Source organism: Shewanella algidipiscicola, from assembly GCF_003605125.1.
In the GTDB taxonomy this organism is placed as follows: Bacteria; Pseudomonadota; Gammaproteobacteria; order Enterobacterales; family Shewanellaceae; genus Shewanella; species Shewanella algidipiscicola.
The window spans coordinates 54,835-72,904 of record NZ_QPQT01000003.1; the positions used below are offsets into that span (position 1 = coordinate 54,835).

Genomic DNA, 18,070 nt, shown 5'->3' on the forward strand with positions numbered 1-18,070 from the left:
ACCTCCGTAATGATTAATTAGTGGTACGCTTCGCCTTCTTTTACTTTTCCGGCAAAGACGTAATAACTCCAAAATGTATAGGCAAGGATCACAGGAATAATGATCAGCGCACCATACAGCATGAAACTGAGGCTCTCTTTGGGGGCTGCAGCTTGCCATATTGAGATGTTCGGAGGAATGATGTTGGGCCATAGGCTGATCCCAAGACCGGCAAAGCCAAGAAAAACAATCATTAATGCCATTAAAAAGGGTGATGTTTCTTTTTGCTTTTTGACCGAATCAAATGTTTTCCAGCACAAAACAGCCGTTAGTAAGGGCACTGGAGCTAATAAGAACAGATTAGGTAGCGTAAACCAACGTTCGGCAATGGATACACTAGTAAGCGGTGTCCAAACGCTCACAACGAGTATTGCAATAATAAGTAAGCAAAGAATTTTAGGCACGAAAGTAAATATAGTCTGTTGCAGCTCGCCTTCGGTTTTTGTGAGCAACCAAGTGCTACCCAGTAATGCATATGCTGCCAACAGACCAAAGCCACAAAATAGTGGGAAGGGAGTGAGCCAGTCCAATTGCCCACCTGCAAATACACGGCCTTCTACAGTAAATCCCTGAACGACAGCCCCCACAACGACACCTTGACAATAGGTGGTAATAATTGAGCCTAGCATAAAGGCGCGATCCCAGAATTTAAGGTGACTAGGTAGTGCTTTAAATCGAAATTCAAAGGCAACGCCGCGAAAAATTAATGCGACTAGCATCAGTGTCAATGGAATGGTTAGTGCTTCAAGAATGATCGAGTAGGCGAGCGGAAAGGCGCCAAATAGCGCCGCGCCGCCCAGTACTATCCATGTTTCATTGCCATCCCAAACGGGGGCAACACTATTAACCATGACATCTTTTTGTGCATTACTTTTAACAAAAGGCATCACAATTCCTATGCCTAAATCAAAACCATCCATGAAGATGTACATCAAGGTAGCAAAGATGATGATACCAAACCAAACAATCGAAAGATCCAATTCCATAATGATTACCTCAAGTCATGCCGTAAATTTAAAGTCGACCAGAAATTGTTGAAATTTCATGGGAGTTAGTATCGTGCGCATCAGCTGGCAGAGGCCCCTGTTTCATTTGGCGCATCATGTAAAAGTAGCCAAAGCCAAAGACGAGGCTGTAAACAATGAAGAAACATAGAAGGCTAATACTCATTTGTAAGTCACTATGAGCCGATACCGCATCTTTGGTTTTCATCAGCCCGTATACAACCCAAGGCTGGCGACCGACTTCGGTGGTAAACCAACCTGCGAGTATGGCAATTAATCCGGATGGCCCCATGAAAAGAGAGAACTTTAGATACCAGCCGGTATCATAAAGGCGCTGTTTTTTACGCAGCCCAAGACTGTAGAAACCTTGTACAATCATGAGTATTCCTAGTGCGACCATGATTCTAAAAGACCAAAACACGACTAGTGAGTTAGGTCTCTCATCCTTTGGAAAGTCTTTTAGTGCTGGAATGGGGTCTACCAAACTGTGTTTGAGTATTAGGCTGCCAAGGACAGGGATGGCAATTGCGTAGTCAGTACGCTCTGTCTCCATATTCGGGAACCCAAACAGAATCAATGGACTTGGGCCACCGTCAGCGTTATCCCAGTGTCCTTCTATCGCTGCAATTTTTGCAGGTTGATGTTCGAGTGTATTGAGACCATGTATGTCTCCTATATAGGCTTGGATAGGTGCAATCAGAGCTAACATCCACATCGCCATCGAAAACATTTTCTTAACAGGGCCAGTTTTGTTGCCCTTGAGCAGGTGCCAGGCGGCACAAGCACCGACAAATACTGCGGTACTGATAAACGCTGCGACGCCCATATGAAGTAATCTGTAAGGAAATGATGGGTTAAAGATGACAGCAAACCAGTCGGTGGGGACCACTTGACCATTGATGATCTCGTAACCCGTTGGAGTTTGCATCCAACTGTTAGAGGCGAGGATCCAAAAAGTGGATAATATGGTTCCAAGTGCCACCATACAGGTGGCAAAAAAGTGTAGCTTATCGCCTACTCGCTGCCAGCCAAAGAGCATAACACCAAGAAAACCCGCTTCTAAGAAAAAAGCGGTTAACACTTCATAAGTGAGTAGCGGCCCGGTAATGCTACCGGCAAAATCAGAGAAACCACTCCAATTGGTTCCAAATTGATAGGCCATGACTAAGCCTGAAACAACACCCATGCCAAAGTTAACCGCAAAAATTTTTGACCAGAAAAGGTAGAGAATTTTGTAGTCAGGGTTGCGTGTTTTGAGACTTAAACCCTCCAAAACCGCCAGGTAGCTCGCCAGCCCAATGGTTATGGCGGGAAAAATAATGTGGAAAGATACAGTAAATGCAAATTGTATCCGTGCTAATAAGAAAGCGTCGAACTCGAACATATGTGCGGGCCTTATTCATTTTTGAGGCTTGCCATATTAATTGACGGGTCAGGAGGTCAGTAGACACAGAAATCAAATCCAAATGTATAACAGATGGTTTGTTTAGGTGTTATAGTGCGATTGGTGTTAATCGTGATGGTGAATTCAAATTGGCAAAGTATGAAGATCTGGTTTATCAACTCAAACGACAGATAAACTCTGGCGTCTGGCGTGCGGGAGATAAATTACCGTCGCTGAGAAAGCAGTCTGAACATAGTGGTCTAAGTTTGATGACGGTGTTGCATGCTTATCAAGTGTTAGAGTCTCAAGGGTACGTGGTTTCTCAAGCGCGTTCAGGCTATAGAGTGACGCCTGAGTTAAAAGCAGCCGAATCTCATCAGCAAGTTGCAGTATCGTTAACTGAAAAAGTTGATATTAACGATTTTGTGTTTGAAGTACTGCAAGCTGGTCGTAATCCGCACATGGTTAATTTTGGTTTCGCGTATCCAGATCCGAGTTTGTATCCACGTCAACAAGTTAATCGTTCGCTAATGTCAGCCGCTCGAAATCTACCTATTTCTAGTACATTCGATAATTTACCGCCTGGTAATGAAGAGTTACGAACGATCCTTGCTAAACGCTATGCGACAAAAGGAATTAACATATCGCCTGAGGAGATTGTGATTACTGCCGGAGCACTCGAAGCATTAAACCTCAGCTTGCAAGTGTGCACTAAACCGGGTGATTGGGTGGTGGTTGAATCTCCCACGTTTTATGGTGCGCTGCAATCATTAGAGCGATTGGGGTTAAAGGCATTGTCGGTAAGAACGGATACAATAACAGGAATAGATCTCGATGCTTTGGAAAAGGCATTTCAATCTCATAATGTAAAGGCATGTTGGTTGATGAGTAATCATCAGAATCCACTGGGTTTTACACTGACATTAGAGAAGAAGCAGGCGTTAAATGATCTGCTCAATCGTTATAACGTGGCCTTGATTGAAGATGATGTTTATGCAGAGCTGTATCAAGAAGGCGCTCCAGTTATGCCGGTAAAACAGTTTGATCACAGCGGAAACGTAATGCTTTGTTCCTCTTTTTCAAAATCTTTGGTGTCGGGGTTCAGAATAGGTTGGGTAGCAGCTGGTAAGCGTGCGTTGCAGATGCAAAAGTTGCAATTAATGAGCACGCTCGCAACCAGTGCGCCAATTCAATTAGCGCTAACTGATTATTTAAGTAAGTGTAATTACGAAACCCATTTAAAGCAGCTCAGAAAAAAACTTCACGAACGCAAAAAAGAGATGGAGTGTTTACTGACTAAGTATTTACCTTCAGGAGTTAATATCACGAGTCAACGGGGGGGATATTTTATCTGGGTAGAACTTCCGTCTAGCATAGATGCCGTGGATGTGTTTCATGCTGCTATAAAACAAAATATCAGCATTGCGCCGGGAAAAATGTTCAGTGTGACCGAACACTACAATCATTGCATGAGATTGAACGCGTCCTTTGAACTGAATGACAAAACAGTGCAAGCAATAATGACATTAGGACAAATAATCAGTGAATGTATGCTGGCGAATGAATCAACAACTTTAAAATAACGCATTCAAGTTATAACCCGCAAGTGCTGATGCTCAATATCTGATATAGCTATAGGCGTCATTTCTGTATCTACTTTCGAATCCCTCTCACTTCTATAATGCCGTTCCTTTATCTGTGTCCAAGGTGTGTAAAGCCTCGGGGATATATTTTTACTACGTATTGGAAATACCAATGAGTAATTTAAAAACAGCTGCACAGCGTGCACTGCATTTGATGGACTTAACAACCTTAAGCGACAGTGATACTGAGGATAAAATTATTGAGTTGTGTAAATTGGCTAAAACCCTTGTCGGTAATACCGCTGGCATATGCATCTATCCGCGCTTCATTCCTATCGCCAAAAAGCAACTGAGATCACAAGATACGCCAAACATTAGTGTAGTCACTGTGACTAACTTTCCTCATGGAAATGATGATGTTGAAATAGCCGTTGCTGAAACAAAAGCTGCAGTTGCCTATGGCGCCGATGATGTCGATGTTGTGTTTCCATATCGCGCGTTAATATCGGGAGATGAGGATGTTTGTTTTGAGCTTATTGAGCAATGTAAAGCTGCTTGCGGTAGTGACATTTTCTTCAAGGTGATTATTGAGTCTGGTGAGCTAAAAACGCCTGCGCTAATTAAAAGAGCCTCAGAAATATCCATTAAAGCGGGGGCTGATATGATCAAAACATCTACGGGGAAAGTGTCCGTCAATGCGACGCCAGAAGCCGCTGAAATTATGTTATCAGTCATCAAACAGATGGGCGTTGAAGATAGCGTTGGATTTAAGGCCTCTGGCGGCGTTCAGACTGCAGAAGAAGCCAAACTATATTTAGATATGGCTGATAATATTATTGGAGAGGGGTGGAGCGAGAACTGTAAGCACTATCGTTTTGGTGCTTCTAGCTTGTTATCTAATCTACTTTATACCCTAGGTGAAACAAAAATAAACGTTGACGCTAAATATTAGATTGATCACTTATGAGCGTTCCGATTCGACAAGATGTTATCGGTAACTCTTCGCTGTGCTAGTAGCAAATCATCGCTATTGACCACAAGCACTTTGACTAAATACTACATAAATCGTGGTGGTTTTTTTGAATAATACCAAGGGCAGTTTTTTTATGGTTGCTTCGATGGCGGCGTTTTCTGTTGAAGATATGCTTATTAAAGCGGCGGCAGAGACGGCATCAATTGGCCAAATTTTAGCATTATTTGGTCTAGGTGGAATGCTTGTGTTTATATTTTTAACTTGGCGTAAGGGCGGGCAAGTTTTTCATCCTGCCATACTCTCTGCACCATTATTACTACGCGCCGTTTGTGAAGTTATTGGTCGATTCTGTTTCGCTTTAGCGATCACGTTAACACCGTTGTCGAGTGCATCGGCCATTCTGCAGGCCACACCATTGATAGCCATGGTTGGTGCCGCTTTATTATTCGGTGAAAATATTGGTGTTAAGAGGTGGCTGGCCGTGGTGGTCGGTTTTGCCGGCGTCTTGATGATTATTCGTCCTGGTTTCGCCGGCTTTGAGGTTAACTCGATATTTGCGGTTGTGGCTACCTTAGGCTTTGCTGGCCGTGATTTGGCGACACGCGCCGCGCCACCTGTGCTTTCTAACACTCAACTAGGGGTATATGGTTTTTTTGTGCTAATTCCAACTGGCTTGGTGATGATGGCGTATCAAGGTGAATCCGTTCAACTTGATTTGATGTTAGCCGCTCAGATCACAGGGGCAATCGTCTTTGGTGTGGTGGCCTATAATGCGTTAACTATCGCTATGCGTACTGGTGATGTGTCTGTGGTTTCTCCGTTTCGCTATTCGCGTTTATTATTTGCTTTAGTCCTTGGTATCTTGATATTTGGCGAGTCTCCAGATTTGGTCACTTTACTTGGGAGCTTACTTATTGTGGTAAGCGGTGGCTATACTCTTATTCAAACTCGTAGGAAAGTACCTGCAAATCTAAGCATCTAACATGCAATAGGCGTAGCTAGCTTATGGCGCCTATTGTCTATCGATTTCAATGCCTACCCATGGGGGATTTAGCTTCCGTCAGATGAGAGAGTGATGGGCTTACTCAGCTGATTAGAGCCTCATTTACTTTTGGTGCTATTTTTCGGTTTCTTTTACAATCCTAGGTTAAACCTCTGGTTGTTCAACAATAGACTGCTTATAATGTTGGGCTAACTATGAGTGTCGGTGAAGTTTCAATTTTCACCGCGAATGTAACCTAATTCAGGATGATTTCATGTATCAAACCACTGCAGCGCTGAGAAGTGCTTTCTTGGAGTTCTTCCGCAGAAATAGTCACCAGGTAGTGGACAGCAGTTCACTGGTACCTGGCAATGATCCGACCTTGTTGTTCACCAACGCAGGTATGAACCAGTTTAAAGATGTCTTTCTTGGTGAAGACAAGCGCGATTACACCAGAGCGACAACCTCGCAACGCTGCGTACGCGCTGGTGGCAAGCACAATGATTTGGATAACGTAGGTTATACCGCGCGTCACCATACTTTCTTTGAAATGCTGGGTAACTTCAGCTTCGGCGATTACTTTAAGCAAGAAGCAATCACTTTCGCTTGGACCTTTCTCACTGAAGAGTTAAAGCTGCCCAAAGAACGTCTGTGCGTCACGATTTATGAAACCGATGATGAAGCCTTCGAGATCTGGAACAAAAAGATTGGTGTTGCGGCTGAAAACATTATTCGTATCGGTGATAACAAAGGCGCTGCTTACGCTTCAGATAACTTCTGGCAAATGGGCGATACCGGCCCTTGTGGCCCTTGTTCTGAAATTTTCTATGATCATGGCGAGCATATCTGGGGTGGCCGTCCTGGTACGCCAGAAGAAGACGGTGACCGCTTCATTGAAATTTGGAACATCGTATTTATGCAGTACAACCGTCAAGCTGACGGTACCATGGAACCACTGCCTAAGCCTTCGGTAGATACCGGTATGGGCATTGAGCGTATTGCCGCCATTATGCAAGGCGTACATTCCAACTATGAAATCGATATTTTTCAAACTCTGATTAAAAAGGCCGCTGAAATTCTGAATGTTAGCGACCTTAACAATAACTCGCTAAAGGTTATTGCCGATCATATTCGCTCTTGCGCTTTCCTGATTGCCGATGGTGTGATGCCATCGAACGAAGGTCGTGGTTATGTATTGCGCCGCATTATTCGCCGTGCCGTGCGCCACGGCAATAAGCTAGGTGCTACCGAATCATTTTTCTACAAGTTAGTTCCGGCACTGATTGATGTGATGGGCGATGCAGCGAAAGGCCTTAAAGAGACACAAGCCATTGTAGAAAAGTCGCTTCAAGCGGAAGAAGAGCAGTTTGCCCGTACCCTTGAGCGTGGTTTAGGCATTTTAGATAATGCGCTTAATGGGCTCGACGGCAAGGTACTTGACGGCGAAACGGCATTTAAACTCTATGATACTTATGGCTTCCCTGTCGATTTGACTGCCGATGTGTGCCGCGAACGTGATATTACCGTAGATGAGGCTGGTTTCGAGGCGGCGATGGCAGAGCAGCGTCGTCGCGCCCAAGCGGCAGGGCAGTTCGACGCCAATTACAATGAAGGGCTGAAAATTGATCAACATACCCACTTCTGTGGTTATAGCGATCTTAATGGCGAAGCCAAAGTGGTAGCCCTGTATCGTGATGGTCAAGCTGTAACTGAACTGTCAGCAGGTGAGGATGCGGTGATTGTGCTGGAAAGCACTCCGTTTTATGGGGAATCTGGCGGACAATGTGGTGACAAAGGCTTACTGAGTGGCGATGGCGCTGAGTTTAGTGTGAGCGACACGCAAAAGTATGGCCAAGCGGTTGGTCATGTCGGTAAACTGCAAGCCGGTACTATCCGTGTTGGCCAAGTGTTATTGGCAGAGGTCGATAAAAAATTAAGACATCGCACCGAGCTAAACCACTCTGTCACGCATCTGTTACATGCTGCGCTGCGCCAAGTACTAGGCAGTCATGTGAGCCAAAAGGGATCGCTGGTTGATCCTGAGCGCCTACGTTTTGATTTTTCTCATTTCGAAGCGGTAAAGCCGGCGGAATTGCAAGCGGTAGAAGACTTAGTGAATACCCAAATCCGTCGTAACCACGAGCTGAAAGCTGAGGTGATGGATATTGAGCAAGCTAAAGCACAAGGTGCGATGGCCTTGTTTGGTGAAAAATATGACTCACAGGTACGTGTTGTGACCATGGGCGATTTTTCTATCGAACTTTGTGGTGGTACCCACGTTGGCCGCACGGGCGATATTGGTCTGTTTAAGATCACCTCTGAAGCTGGTATCGCAGCAGGTATTCGCCGTATTGAAGCGGTAACGGGGGCGGCGGCAATGGCATATGTGCGTGAGCAACAGTCTCAGCTTGAGCTGGCTGCTAGCTTGCTTAAGAGCGACAGTGCTTCCGTGGTGGCCAAGCTTAAGGCGCAACTTGATAAAACCAAGCAGCTTGAAAAAGAGTTGTCACAACTTAAAGACAAGTTAGCGGCCGCAACCAGTGCCGATCTCGCTGGAGAAGCCATCGAGCTTGGCGGCATCAAGGTGCTGGTTAAAAAGCTTGATGGTGTCGATGCGGGGGCGCTACGTGGCTTGCAAGATGAACTTAAGCAGAAGTTACAATCGGGCATCGTGGTGCTTGGTATTGCTGGTGACGAGAAAGTTAATCTGATCGTGGGTGTCACCAAAGACTTAACGGCAAAAGTGAAGGCTGGCGAACTGGTCGGTATGATCGCCTCTCAGGTTGGCGGTAAAGGCGGTGGTCGCCCTGATATGGCTCAAGCCGGTGGTAGTGAACCTGCTAAGCTCGACAGCGCCTTGGCGTCGGTATTGCCTTGGTTAACCGAACGTCTAAGCTAAACTCCAGTGGTGAATAACCCTCTTAAATTAAAAAGCGCTCATTGAGCGCTTTTTTTATCTCTTCGGCGCCTGCATGAAGGTGGCTTACCTCCAATGCGTGGCTAATGAGATAGTAATGAGGTGTGCTTAAGTTGGTTTTGTCATTGTTGATTATGTTTAGGGTTGAAAAATTGAACACTTGACCTGATATTAATGATTGTTGGACTCTGACAAGTGCTTGGGCAAGTGTTTGGCGTTGATGAGCATCGGCCAGCAATTGCAGGAGAAAAACGACAGAGGGTTGCCTATTGCACCATGGCAAGATAGCAAGGGTATTAGGCCGTGATGACGGGGTAAGTGGAAAGAGGGTTGCACTGCGAGTTGATCTTGTCTTTGATCTTTTAGATATGCGGCGTTGTCTATGCCGATATTTTTCTACAAAACGGTAGTAAAAAAAGCAATCCTACGCTAGGGAAAGCATACAAATAACCTAGTCAGGAAAATTTAAATCAATAAAGGTGCAATTAGCAGGGGTTTTTTGACAGAACACTATTAATTTGTACTAAGCTGACCGTATAATAAAGGTTATAACGGATTAGTGCCGTATAAGCAGAATTAGAACCAAAGGAGCAAAAACATGCTGATATTGACTCGTCGTGTTGGTGAAACACTGATGATTGGTGATGAAGTTACTGTCACCGTTTTGGGCGTAAAGGGTAATCAAGTTCGTATCGGTGTTAATGCACCGAAAGAAGTATCTGTTCACCGTGAAGAGATCTATCAGCGTATTCAGTCTGAAAAATCAGGTAACTCTTCTGACGGCGGTAACTTTTAAGCAAAACGCTTAATAAAGTCGACAACGATAAGAGTCAGCATATTGCTGACTTTTTTGTTTTAAGCCGCTAGCTTTTTAAGCGTAATGGCGATATTGCGGACACCTATTACCTATTAAGGCTATGAACTGCTTAAAAACAGTCCAAACAAATTTAGTTTCATAGAAATGGTTTGACTTATTTTCGGCAAACAGTAATATGTGCGCCAAGAAAACGGAGAGGTGGCCGAGTGGCCGAAGGCGCTCCCCTGCTAAGGGAGTATGGGCTTTAAATCCCATCGAGGGTTCGAATCCCTCCTTCTCCGCCATTTCTTAACTGTAAAAAAAACGATGCGCGTGTAGCTCAGCTGGATAGAGTACCTGGCTACGAACCAGGCGGTCGGAGGTTCGAATCCTCCCACGCGCACCATTACAGTAAAATAAGTTATAGAGATAAGATGCGCGTGTAGCTCAGCTGGATAGAGTACCTGGCTACGAACCAGGCGGTCGGAGGTTCGAATCCTCCCACGCGCACCATCTATAGTTTATTGGGATTATGTGTTATTTTGCGCGTGTAGCTCAGCTGGATAGAGTACCTGGCTACGAACCAGGCGGTCGGAGGTTCGAATCCTCCCACGCGCACCATATTCAAATAAATTTGACGGTCAATTCCGTCTTTTTTATGTTTTACGTAAAGTTTTGCGCGTGTAGCTCAGCTGGATAGAGTACCTGGCTACGAACCAGGCGGTCGGAGGTTCGAATCCTCCCACGCGCACCATTTTATGCGGAGAGGTGGCCGAGTGGCCGAAGGCGCTCCCCTGCTAAGGGAGTATGGGCTTTAAATCCCATCGAGGGTTCGAATCCCTCCTTCTCCGCCATTATTAAAACCCGTACTTGTTACGGGTTTTTTTATGCCTGTTTTTCACCGTATACTTTACTTACCCAAGTTACTTACCTAAGTTATTTGGGTAAGTTATTTGCTCAAGTGATTTACCTAAGTTATTTGCTCAAGTGATTTACTTAAGTTATTTGCCCAAGTGACTTACCTAAGTTATTTACTCAAGTGATTTACCTAAGTTATTTGCTCAAGTGATTTACTTAAGTTATTTGCTCAAGTGACTTACCTAAGTTATTTACTCAGGTTGTCCTCAGGCTCGATAGCGCCGCCTCTATAGCATTACACTTCCTTACGCTGCATGAGGACTGCACAATCGTCACCACTCAATCGTTTTATCTCAGTGAGTCTGCATAGTCGGTTTAACTCGATAGCCGTATCGATAGCTTAGTCGTAGTGATAGTTAAACGGCGTTAGTTAATGCCATTTGCCGATGTTGCTTGTCACCTCGAACTGACGCTCTTTAACATGCCGTGCAGATATGAGCCTCTATGTCTTGCCACTATTGATTGAATAACTTTGCATAATCGGTTAATCGGCTTATGTTGATGATGTCTATTTTTATCTGAATGACACGACTTTTTTAATTGATTGCTATTTCAGCTCGCTTTTTTGTCATATCTTCACATTTATCGCCTTTTATTTATTGAATTATCAGCTTGAGTTAGATAGTTTTAATAATTTTGGTATGACCAATTTACATTTTGCTCGTATTTTTGTTATAGATTGGTTATGGTTCTTCTGTGTTTGAAACATTTTGATTGGCTGATGCTAAATAACCACCTCGCGCTTTGAGGTGATTTTTTTTGCTTAAAAATTGAATAAGTAGTAAGTCGCTAGTATTTTTTCTGCATCCACAGAGATTAAGGTTATTCGAAGAGGACAATATGAATTCTATTGCTCAACAAATGAATGATGCATTGATGATTATGGTGTTGGGAATGGGACTGGTGTTTGTGTTCCTGTCGATGCTTATTTTAGCGATAAGCCTAGTGGCATGGAAATTTGGACCAGAGCAATCAACTACTGCCAGTACTGATTGCGATATCCCTGAATCTTCGCAGGCTATCGAGCCTAAATTGGTTGCAGCAATCACCGCGGCGATTCATCAATATCGCGCCAACGCATAATAAATAGTAGGGAGTTTTTATGAGCAAGCCACTTGCATTAACCGATGTTGCCTTACGGGATGCACATCAATCTATCCTTGCCACTCGTCTTCGACTCGAAGATATGCTGCCTATTGCGCCACAGTTGGATAAAATTGGCTTTTGGTCGCTGGAATCTTGGGGCGGTGCCACATTTGATGCCTGTATTCGTTACTTAGGGGAAGATCCTTGGGAGCGCATTAGAGCATTAAAAAAAGCGATGCCAAATACGCCGCAGCAGATGTTACTGCGTGGACAAAACTTGTTGGGCTATCGCCATTACGCCGACGATCTGGTGCAGCGTTTTGTCGAACGTGCCCATGACAATGGTGTCGATGTGTTTCGGGTGTTTGATGCCATGAACGATGTGCGCAATCTTGAAACGGCAATTAAGTCTGTGGTCGAGGTGGGTGGCCATGCCCAAGGCACTATCTCTTACACCACAAGCCCTGTCCATACTTTGTCTACCTGGGTCGATATGGCTAAACGCCTTGAGGATATGGGGTGTCACTCGCTGTGCATTAAAGATATGGCGGGTCTGCTTAAGCCATATGAGGCTTATGATCTCATCAGTCAGCTAAAAGCTCAAACCAACTTAATTGTGTCACTGCATTGTCACGCCACAACAGGCCTTAGTACTGCCACCTACCAAAAGGCGATTGAAGCAGGCATCGATGTGCTCGATACTGCTATCTCATCGATGAGCCAAACGTATGGTCACAGTGCGACAGAAACCTTGGTCGCTATGGTTGAGGGCACCGATAGGGCAACGGGATATGATATGGCGTTGCTCGAAGAGATTGCCGCCTATTTCCGCGAGGTAAGAAAAAAATACGCCGCATTTGAAGGTGAGCTCAAGGGGATTGACTCACGCATTTTACGTGCTCAGGTGCCAGGTGGTATGTTAACCAATATGGAAAACCAATTGCGCGAACAAGGCGCCGCCGACAAATTAGACTTAGTGCTCGAGGAGATCCCGAAAGTTCGCCAAGATCTCGGCTATTTGCCCTTGGTCACGCCCACATCACAAATTGTGGGTAGCCAAGCGGTGATCAATGTATTGACTGGGCAGCGCTATAAATCGTTGACCAAAGAGACCGAAGGGGTGCTTAAGGGCGAATACGGGGCAACTCCCGCGCCCGTTAACCAAGCGCTGCAACAACGTGTACTTGCTGGCGCAGAGGCCATCACATGTCGCCCAGCCGACTTACTTGCGCCAGAGCTAGATAAGCTGCGCAGCGAGTTATCGACTAAGGCTGAGGCCGAAGGGATGACATTGGCAACAGAGCTAGATGATGACGTACTCACTTACGCCTTGTTCCCACAAATTGGCCTTAAGTTCCTTAATAATCGTAATAACCCTGACGCATTTGAGCCAACGCCTCAAGCGCCTAGCAGGCAAGTGGCAAGTGAAGCGGCTATTACATCGCCAAAGGTGAGTGATAAGCGTGGAGCAGAGACCTATACGGTAAATGTTCAGGGTCAAAGTTTTGTAGTTGAAGTGGCCCCTGGTGGTGATATTAGCCAGATAGTGCCTAATGAGAATGTGGTGCCCTTTACGGCACCAACAATCAGCCCAAGCGTCGATGCCGATGCAGCGAAGGCTGCAATGAGTGCACCATTGTCCGGGAATATCTTTAAGGTGAATGTAGCCTTGGGGGATGCCGTCAAGGCGGGCGATGTGGTGATCATTCTCGAAGCCATGAAGATGGAGACTGAGATCCGCGCCGAATTTGACGGCGTGATCTGTCAGGTTTGGGTAAAAGAAGGTGACTCTGTTGCCGTTGGCAATCAATTGCTTGCCATAGCATAGGAGTTCACATGGAAGGATTTCTGGCTTTTTGGGCCGAATCAGGCATTGCCAACTTTAGTGCTGGGCAATTACTGATGATGGCCGTGGGTGGGCTATTGCTGTATTTGGCTATCGCTCGTAGGTTTGAGCCCTTGTTGTTATTACCTATCGGTTTTGGCGCCGTGTTGGCTAATATTCCTAATGGTGGTTTTACCGACGAGGGGGGCTTACTTTATTTTGCCTACCATGTAGGTATTGAAACAGGGGTATTTCCCTTACTTATCTTTATGGGGGTAGGGGCGCTAACCGATTTTGGAGCCTTGATTGCTAATCCTAAGATGCTACTGCTTGGCGCCGCGGCGCAGTTTGGGATTTTTGCCACCTTAATTGGTGCCATTGGCCTTAATTTAGTGCCTGGTTTTGAATTTAGCATGCAAGATGCAGCGGCGATTGCCATTATTGGCGGAGCCGATGGCCCTACTGCAATCTTCTTAGCATCTAAGTTAGCGCCAGATCTGCTTGGGGCTATTGCGGTTGCGGCATACTCTTATATGGCGTTGGTGCCCATTATTCAGCCGCCGATCATGAAGTTACTCACAACCGAGTCTGAACGTCAAATCAAGATGGAGCAACTACGTGAGGTCAGCAAGAAAGAGAAGATCTTTTTTCCGCTGATGGTGCTGGGGTTAACTATCTTGTTTTTACCTGCGGCAACGCCACTTGTGGGCATGTTTTGCTTAGGTAACTTGATGCGCGAGTCTGGTGTGGTCGATAGGCTATCTAATACCGCTCAAAATGAACTTATCAATATTGTCACCATCTTTTTAGGGTTAGCCGTTGGCTCTAAGCTCTCTGCCGATAAATTTTTGCAGCTAGAAACCTTGGGCATATTGGTACTCGGCGCCGTCGCATTTGCCATCGGTACCGCGACAGGGGTATTGATGGCAAAGTTAATGAATAAATTATCCGGCGGGAAAATTAACCCTCTGATTGGCGCGGCTGGTGTCTCGGCGGTACCTATGGCAGCGCGAGTGGTCAATAAAGTGGGTCTCGAAGCGAACCAACAAAACTTCTTATTGATGCATGCGATGGGACCAAATGTGGCGGGAGTGCTTGGCTCGGCGGTCGCGGCTGGTGTGTTACTGGCTGTGCTTGGCTGATAGTGTAAGCGCAGGCAGTGATAAAGATAATGCGGCCTACTGAGTTCAGTAGGCCGTTTTTTTATATCTGCCAAATGATTGTTTCGTCATTGATATCGCCAATGTTAGTGATTGCTTAGTCAAGCTAATGCTTAATCAGTTGATGCAGATCAACAACTCTCTATCTGATCCGTAGTCTGATGATGGTGATGTGCGTCACAAGTATTGTGATTGTTTGAACTGAATGAGGATGACGATGATGGAATTACAAGCTAACTGCCATACGGATCTGTGTGTGAATGGCAAATGGTTTCACTATGATCACGGCGAGGGTTCAGTTTTCATGTTAAACGGTGGTAGCCCCTTAACGTTCGAGCTTGATTCGTTACCGACAACCGAAGCAGAACTTGAGGCTTACCTTAGCATTATCTCGGATCAATTTTGCTGATGTAGCAATGATACTAACAGGCTATCACTGCTAAACCACTTATTGCTTACCACAACATTTTTTGTATTTTTGCCCGCTGCCGCAGATGCAGGGATCGTTGCGCTGTGGTTTTTTCTCCACAGTGGCGGTTTTGGGTTTATTTAAAATCCCCATCAAGGCGCTAATATCTTCAGCGACTTCAGACTTGATGTCGATGTTGGCGACTAGTTGATGTTCATCGACTAATGCCTTCACTTCTGCATACCTAGCTTCACTATTGACGATAAGTGCTAGCGGAAACGCTTCACTGCCAGGTTTAGCGACTCGCTTAGTGTTATAACCATAACTTTCATGTTTTGGCTTAGGCGTTTTACGGCCTTTAAAGAAAAACTTATCAGACATAGCATTTCCAGAGTATTGCCTTCACGGCGTCAAAAGGGCCGTTATCTTACCAGAACTTGCGATGAGCACTAGCGCCTTAGGCAAATTAATATCTCAGATTCTGATCGGCGGTGAGCCAGAGTATAAAGCCCAAAGATAAGATCACCGTCATACTGATCGCGATGATATAGATAAAGCCTTTTTTGCCCTGTTTTAACGGCACGCCAGTTAAATGTAAAAACAGGGTCCAAAATAGGCATAACACAATAGGAAGTAAAAACAGACGAGCCATAAATATCCTAAAAGTAAGCGTAAATATTGCTCAAGTATAATACGCTTTGCGCGCTATCCACATCATTATGTGAATATTTTCCATTAGCGCATTCAAGAGACTCAGGTTTGATAAATATCAGTAGCGCGGCAAAATAGCCATTGTTAAGCGTTAACATAGCGAGGAGTAGAGGATGTGCTCATGTGTAATAATTACGCAGAATAAGCCTACGCCAACGGGCGCTCCCTTGATATATTCGTTTAAGTTAGCCTGTGAAAGAGTATTTACCTCATTAAGGCTAAAATCAGTGTAGGCATAGCTTAATGTCAAAGCATAAAAAAACCGCATTAGCGGTTTTTTTATGGGGTTGCTTTAGGTTAACGGGCGGTTCCTCTTAACCCGCCGCGCTTACTGTGGACTCTTCGTTGTTGTAAAACTGCGCTTCGTCGAGTTGACCTTCAGACTTACCCACCACAACGGCCGTCATCATGTCACCTGTGACATTGGTAGCTGTGCGGATCATATCGATAACGCGGTCAATAGCGGCAATAAAGGCGATACCTTCTAGTGGTAGCCCCACAACGCCTAAAGTGACCGACAGCATCACCATGGCGCTACCCGGTACGCCAGCGGTGCCGACAGAGGCAACAGTGGCCGTAACAGCAATCAACATGTAATCGGTCATATCTAGCGGAATACCGTAGATCTGCGCGATGAATATGGCAGCAATGGCTGGGTAGATACCACCACAACCATCCATATTCATGGTCGCGCCAAGCGGTAGCACAAAGGCGCCATATTTTTTAGAGACGCCCATGGACTCTGTCGCGCGGGTACTGGCGGGTAAGGTGCCAAAGCTTGATGCGGTAGTAAAGGCTACTAGCTGGGCAGGCATCGCTTTACGGAAAAATTGTATTGGGCTTAGCTTAGCGGCAAATTTTATTAATCCGCCGTAAATAAATAGAATGTGAATGACGGCAGCAAGGTAGATAGCAGCAATAAACTTACCTAACGGCAGTAGCATTGATAACCCATATTCGCCCACAACCCAAGCCATTAGGCCAAATACGCCAATAGGAGTCAGCTGCAGTACCATACGGGTGAGTTGAAACATCACCTCGGCGCCTGCTTCTATAGTGCGCTTTAATGGCTCTGCTTTTTCCCCAACCTTATTGATGGCGATACCAATAAGGGCTGCAAACACGATAATTTGAAGCACCTTACCTTCGGCAAGGGAAGCGAACGGATTGACGGGCACCATATCAAGCAGCACCTGAGCAAAACCAGGCACATTACGCTCACGCACCTCTGTTGTCGCCAGCTCGAGCGTGCCACCCATATCAATTAAACTGCCAATGGTTAAACCGATCAATGAGGCGATAGTGCCGGTAAACATAAACATCAATAGGGTTTTAAAGCTCAGACGTTTAAGGCTGACACCGCTCCCTAACGACGTGATACTGACCACAATGGCGCAGAACACCAGCGGCGCGACCAACATCTTAATGGCTGCAATGAACAGGTCACCTAAAGGCTTTAATTGTGTCGCTTGCTCACCTAATACTAAGCCAAAGGTGATCCCTAAAATAAAACCAGCCAGCACCTTTTGCCAAAAGGGGATCTGTTTAATCGTTTGCCACATGGGATAATTTCCAATTTAATGTTGTGTTGAGGATGGAACCGTTGAGTCGGGAAGAGCGCTTGTTTTGCGCAAGTCATCGAGGCTGCTCAACATATTATTTTATTAGGCGTCATTCTATAGCCCCTTGGGCTTGCTTACAAAATTGATTTTGTTATAACTTATTGTCATTAAAAAGAATGTTTTAATATTTTTAAGTTTTAACCTTGGCATAACATGACCAGACACAGGATGTTGTACATAAAAAATTACTTTTTTTCATTAGGTAAGCCAATATGACCGAGTTATGGTTGATGTTTAGTGCGGCATTTATTGCTGCCACCTTGTTACCTGGCGGTTCGGAAGTTTTATTGGTGGCGTTAATCGATAACACGCCTGAGAAGTGGTTACCTTTGGTAATCGTGGCGACGTTAGGTAATGGATTAGGCTCCATTACCAGTTATTATTTGGGCACATTGGGGCGCTTTGCTACGACGCCCGAAGCGATGGCGCAAGGACGATACCGGCACAGTATTGGTTTACTGAAGCGTTATGGCTATTGGAGTCTATTACTGGCGTGGATGCCACTCATTGGCGATCTACTATGCCTGTTGGCAGGCTGGCTAAAGCTGCCAGTGGTGAAGTCGAGTATCATGATTTTTATTGGAAAAGGAATACGTTATCTGCTGGTTGCAGCGTTAACGCTACATTGGTTGTAAGGCACAGGCCTACGAGTTAACACAGG

The 18,070-nt window shown here is 45.3% G+C and carries 14 protein-coding genes and 6 tRNA genes; 15 read left to right on the forward strand and 5 right to left on the reverse strand.

What is annotated here, in order from left to right; all coding sequences use genetic code 11:
• Positions 1 to 17: 17 nt before the first annotated feature.
• Complete coding sequence (gene cydB / locus DVO77_RS03895; protein ID WP_119977420.1) at positions 18 to 1,025, reverse strand: cytochrome d ubiquinol oxidase subunit II; 1,008 nt, start codon at positions 1,023 to 1,025, stop codon at positions 18 to 20.
• Positions 1,026 to 1,053: 28 nt separating this feature from the next.
• Positions 1,054 to 2,427, reverse strand: a complete 1,374-nt coding sequence (locus DVO77_RS03900; RefSeq protein ID WP_119977421.1) for a cytochrome ubiquinol oxidase subunit I — start codon at positions 2,425 to 2,427, stop codon at positions 1,054 to 1,056.
• A 149-nt stretch (positions 2,428 to 2,576) separates the two neighbouring features.
• On the opposite strand from DVO77_RS03900, the gene DVO77_RS03905 reads away from it, so the two are divergent.
• The 14 genes from DVO77_RS03905 (at position 2,577) to DVO77_RS03975 (ending at position 14,649) form a co-directional block, all read left to right on the forward strand.
• On the forward strand, positions 2,577 to 4,010 hold the full coding sequence (locus DVO77_RS03905; protein ID WP_119977578.1) for an aminotransferase-like domain-containing protein: 1,434 nt from the start codon (positions 2,577 to 2,579) through the stop codon (positions 4,008 to 4,010).
• Between the two features lie 172 nt (positions 4,011 to 4,182).
• Entirely contained in the window at positions 4,183 to 4,962 is a 780-nt protein-coding gene (deoC, locus tag DVO77_RS03910; protein WP_119977422.1) for a deoxyribose-phosphate aldolase, read from the forward strand.
• Between the two features lie 127 nt (positions 4,963 to 5,089).
• On the forward strand, positions 5,090 to 5,965 hold the full coding sequence (locus DVO77_RS03915) for a DMT family transporter (protein WP_308444027.1): 876 nt from the start codon (positions 5,090 to 5,092) through the stop codon (positions 5,963 to 5,965).
• Positions 5,966 to 6,239: 274 nt separating this feature from the next.
• Complete coding sequence (gene alaS / locus DVO77_RS03920; RefSeq protein WP_119977423.1) at positions 6,240 to 8,864, forward strand: alanine--tRNA ligase; 2,625 nt, start codon at positions 6,240 to 6,242, stop codon at positions 8,862 to 8,864.
• Between the two features lie 616 nt (positions 8,865 to 9,480).
• A complete protein-coding gene (csrA, locus tag DVO77_RS03930) occupies positions 9,481 to 9,678 on the forward strand; it encodes a carbon storage regulator CsrA (protein WP_110456474.1) in 198 nt (65 codons plus the stop codon).
• 213 nt (positions 9,679 to 9,891) lie between these two features.
• Positions 9,892 to 9,983: transfer RNA gene (locus DVO77_RS03935), tRNA-Ser, on the forward strand.
• A gap of 24 nt (positions 9,984 to 10,007) precedes the next feature.
• A tRNA-Arg gene (locus DVO77_RS03940) sits at positions 10,008 to 10,084 on the forward strand.
• Between the two features lie 30 nt (positions 10,085 to 10,114).
• A tRNA-Arg gene (locus DVO77_RS03945) sits at positions 10,115 to 10,191 on the forward strand.
• 31 nt (positions 10,192 to 10,222) lie between these two features.
• Positions 10,223 to 10,299: transfer RNA gene (locus DVO77_RS03950), tRNA-Arg, on the forward strand.
• A gap of 56 nt (positions 10,300 to 10,355) precedes the next feature.
• Positions 10,356 to 10,432 (forward strand) — tRNA-Arg (locus DVO77_RS03955).
• Positions 10,433 to 10,440: 8 nt separating this feature from the next.
• A tRNA-Ser gene (locus DVO77_RS03960) sits at positions 10,441 to 10,532 on the forward strand.
• Positions 10,533 to 11,436: 904 nt separating this feature from the next.
• Entirely contained in the window at positions 11,437 to 11,679 is a 243-nt protein-coding gene (locus DVO77_RS03965) for an OadG family protein (protein WP_110456473.1), read from the forward strand.
• A 19-nt stretch (positions 11,680 to 11,698) separates the two neighbouring features.
• The gene (oadA, locus tag DVO77_RS03970) at positions 11,699 to 13,510 is read left to right on the forward strand and encodes a sodium-extruding oxaloacetate decarboxylase subunit alpha (RefSeq protein ID WP_119977424.1); all 1,812 of its coding nucleotides are present in this window, start codon (positions 11,699 to 11,701) and stop codon (positions 13,508 to 13,510) included.
• A gap of 8 nt (positions 13,511 to 13,518) precedes the next feature.
• On the forward strand, positions 13,519 to 14,649 hold the full coding sequence (locus tag DVO77_RS03975) for a sodium ion-translocating decarboxylase subunit beta (protein WP_119977425.1): 1,131 nt from the start codon (positions 13,519 to 13,521) through the stop codon (positions 14,647 to 14,649).
• Positions 14,650 to 15,115: 466 nt separating this feature from the next.
• Here DVO77_RS03975 and DVO77_RS03985 read toward each other — a convergent pair whose 3' ends face one another.
• The 3 genes from DVO77_RS03985 to DVO77_RS03995 all read right to left on the reverse strand — a co-directional run bounded on the left by DVO77_RS03985 (position 15,116) and on the right by DVO77_RS03995 (position 17,349).
• Positions 15,116 to 15,457, reverse strand: coding sequence for a PBPRA1643 family SWIM/SEC-C metal-binding motif protein (locus DVO77_RS03985; protein WP_110456470.1), 342 nt, complete (start codon positions 15,455 to 15,457; stop codon positions 15,116 to 15,118).
• 85 nt (positions 15,458 to 15,542) lie between these two features.
• A complete protein-coding gene (locus DVO77_RS03990) occupies positions 15,543 to 15,728 on the reverse strand; it encodes a hypothetical protein (RefSeq protein ID WP_110456469.1) in 186 nt (61 codons plus the stop codon).
• Positions 15,729 to 16,101: 373 nt separating this feature from the next.
• Positions 16,102 to 17,349, reverse strand: a complete 1,248-nt coding sequence (locus DVO77_RS03995; protein ID WP_119977427.1) for a dicarboxylate/amino acid:cation symporter — start codon at positions 17,347 to 17,349, stop codon at positions 16,102 to 16,104.
• Positions 17,350 to 17,621: 272 nt separating this feature from the next.
• On the opposite strand from DVO77_RS03995, the gene DVO77_RS04000 reads away from it, so the two are divergent.
• Complete coding sequence (locus DVO77_RS04000) at positions 17,622 to 18,044, forward strand: YqaA family protein (RefSeq protein ID WP_110456467.1); 423 nt, start codon at positions 17,622 to 17,624, stop codon at positions 18,042 to 18,044.
• The last annotated feature ends 26 nt before the right edge of the window (positions 18,045 to 18,070 follow it).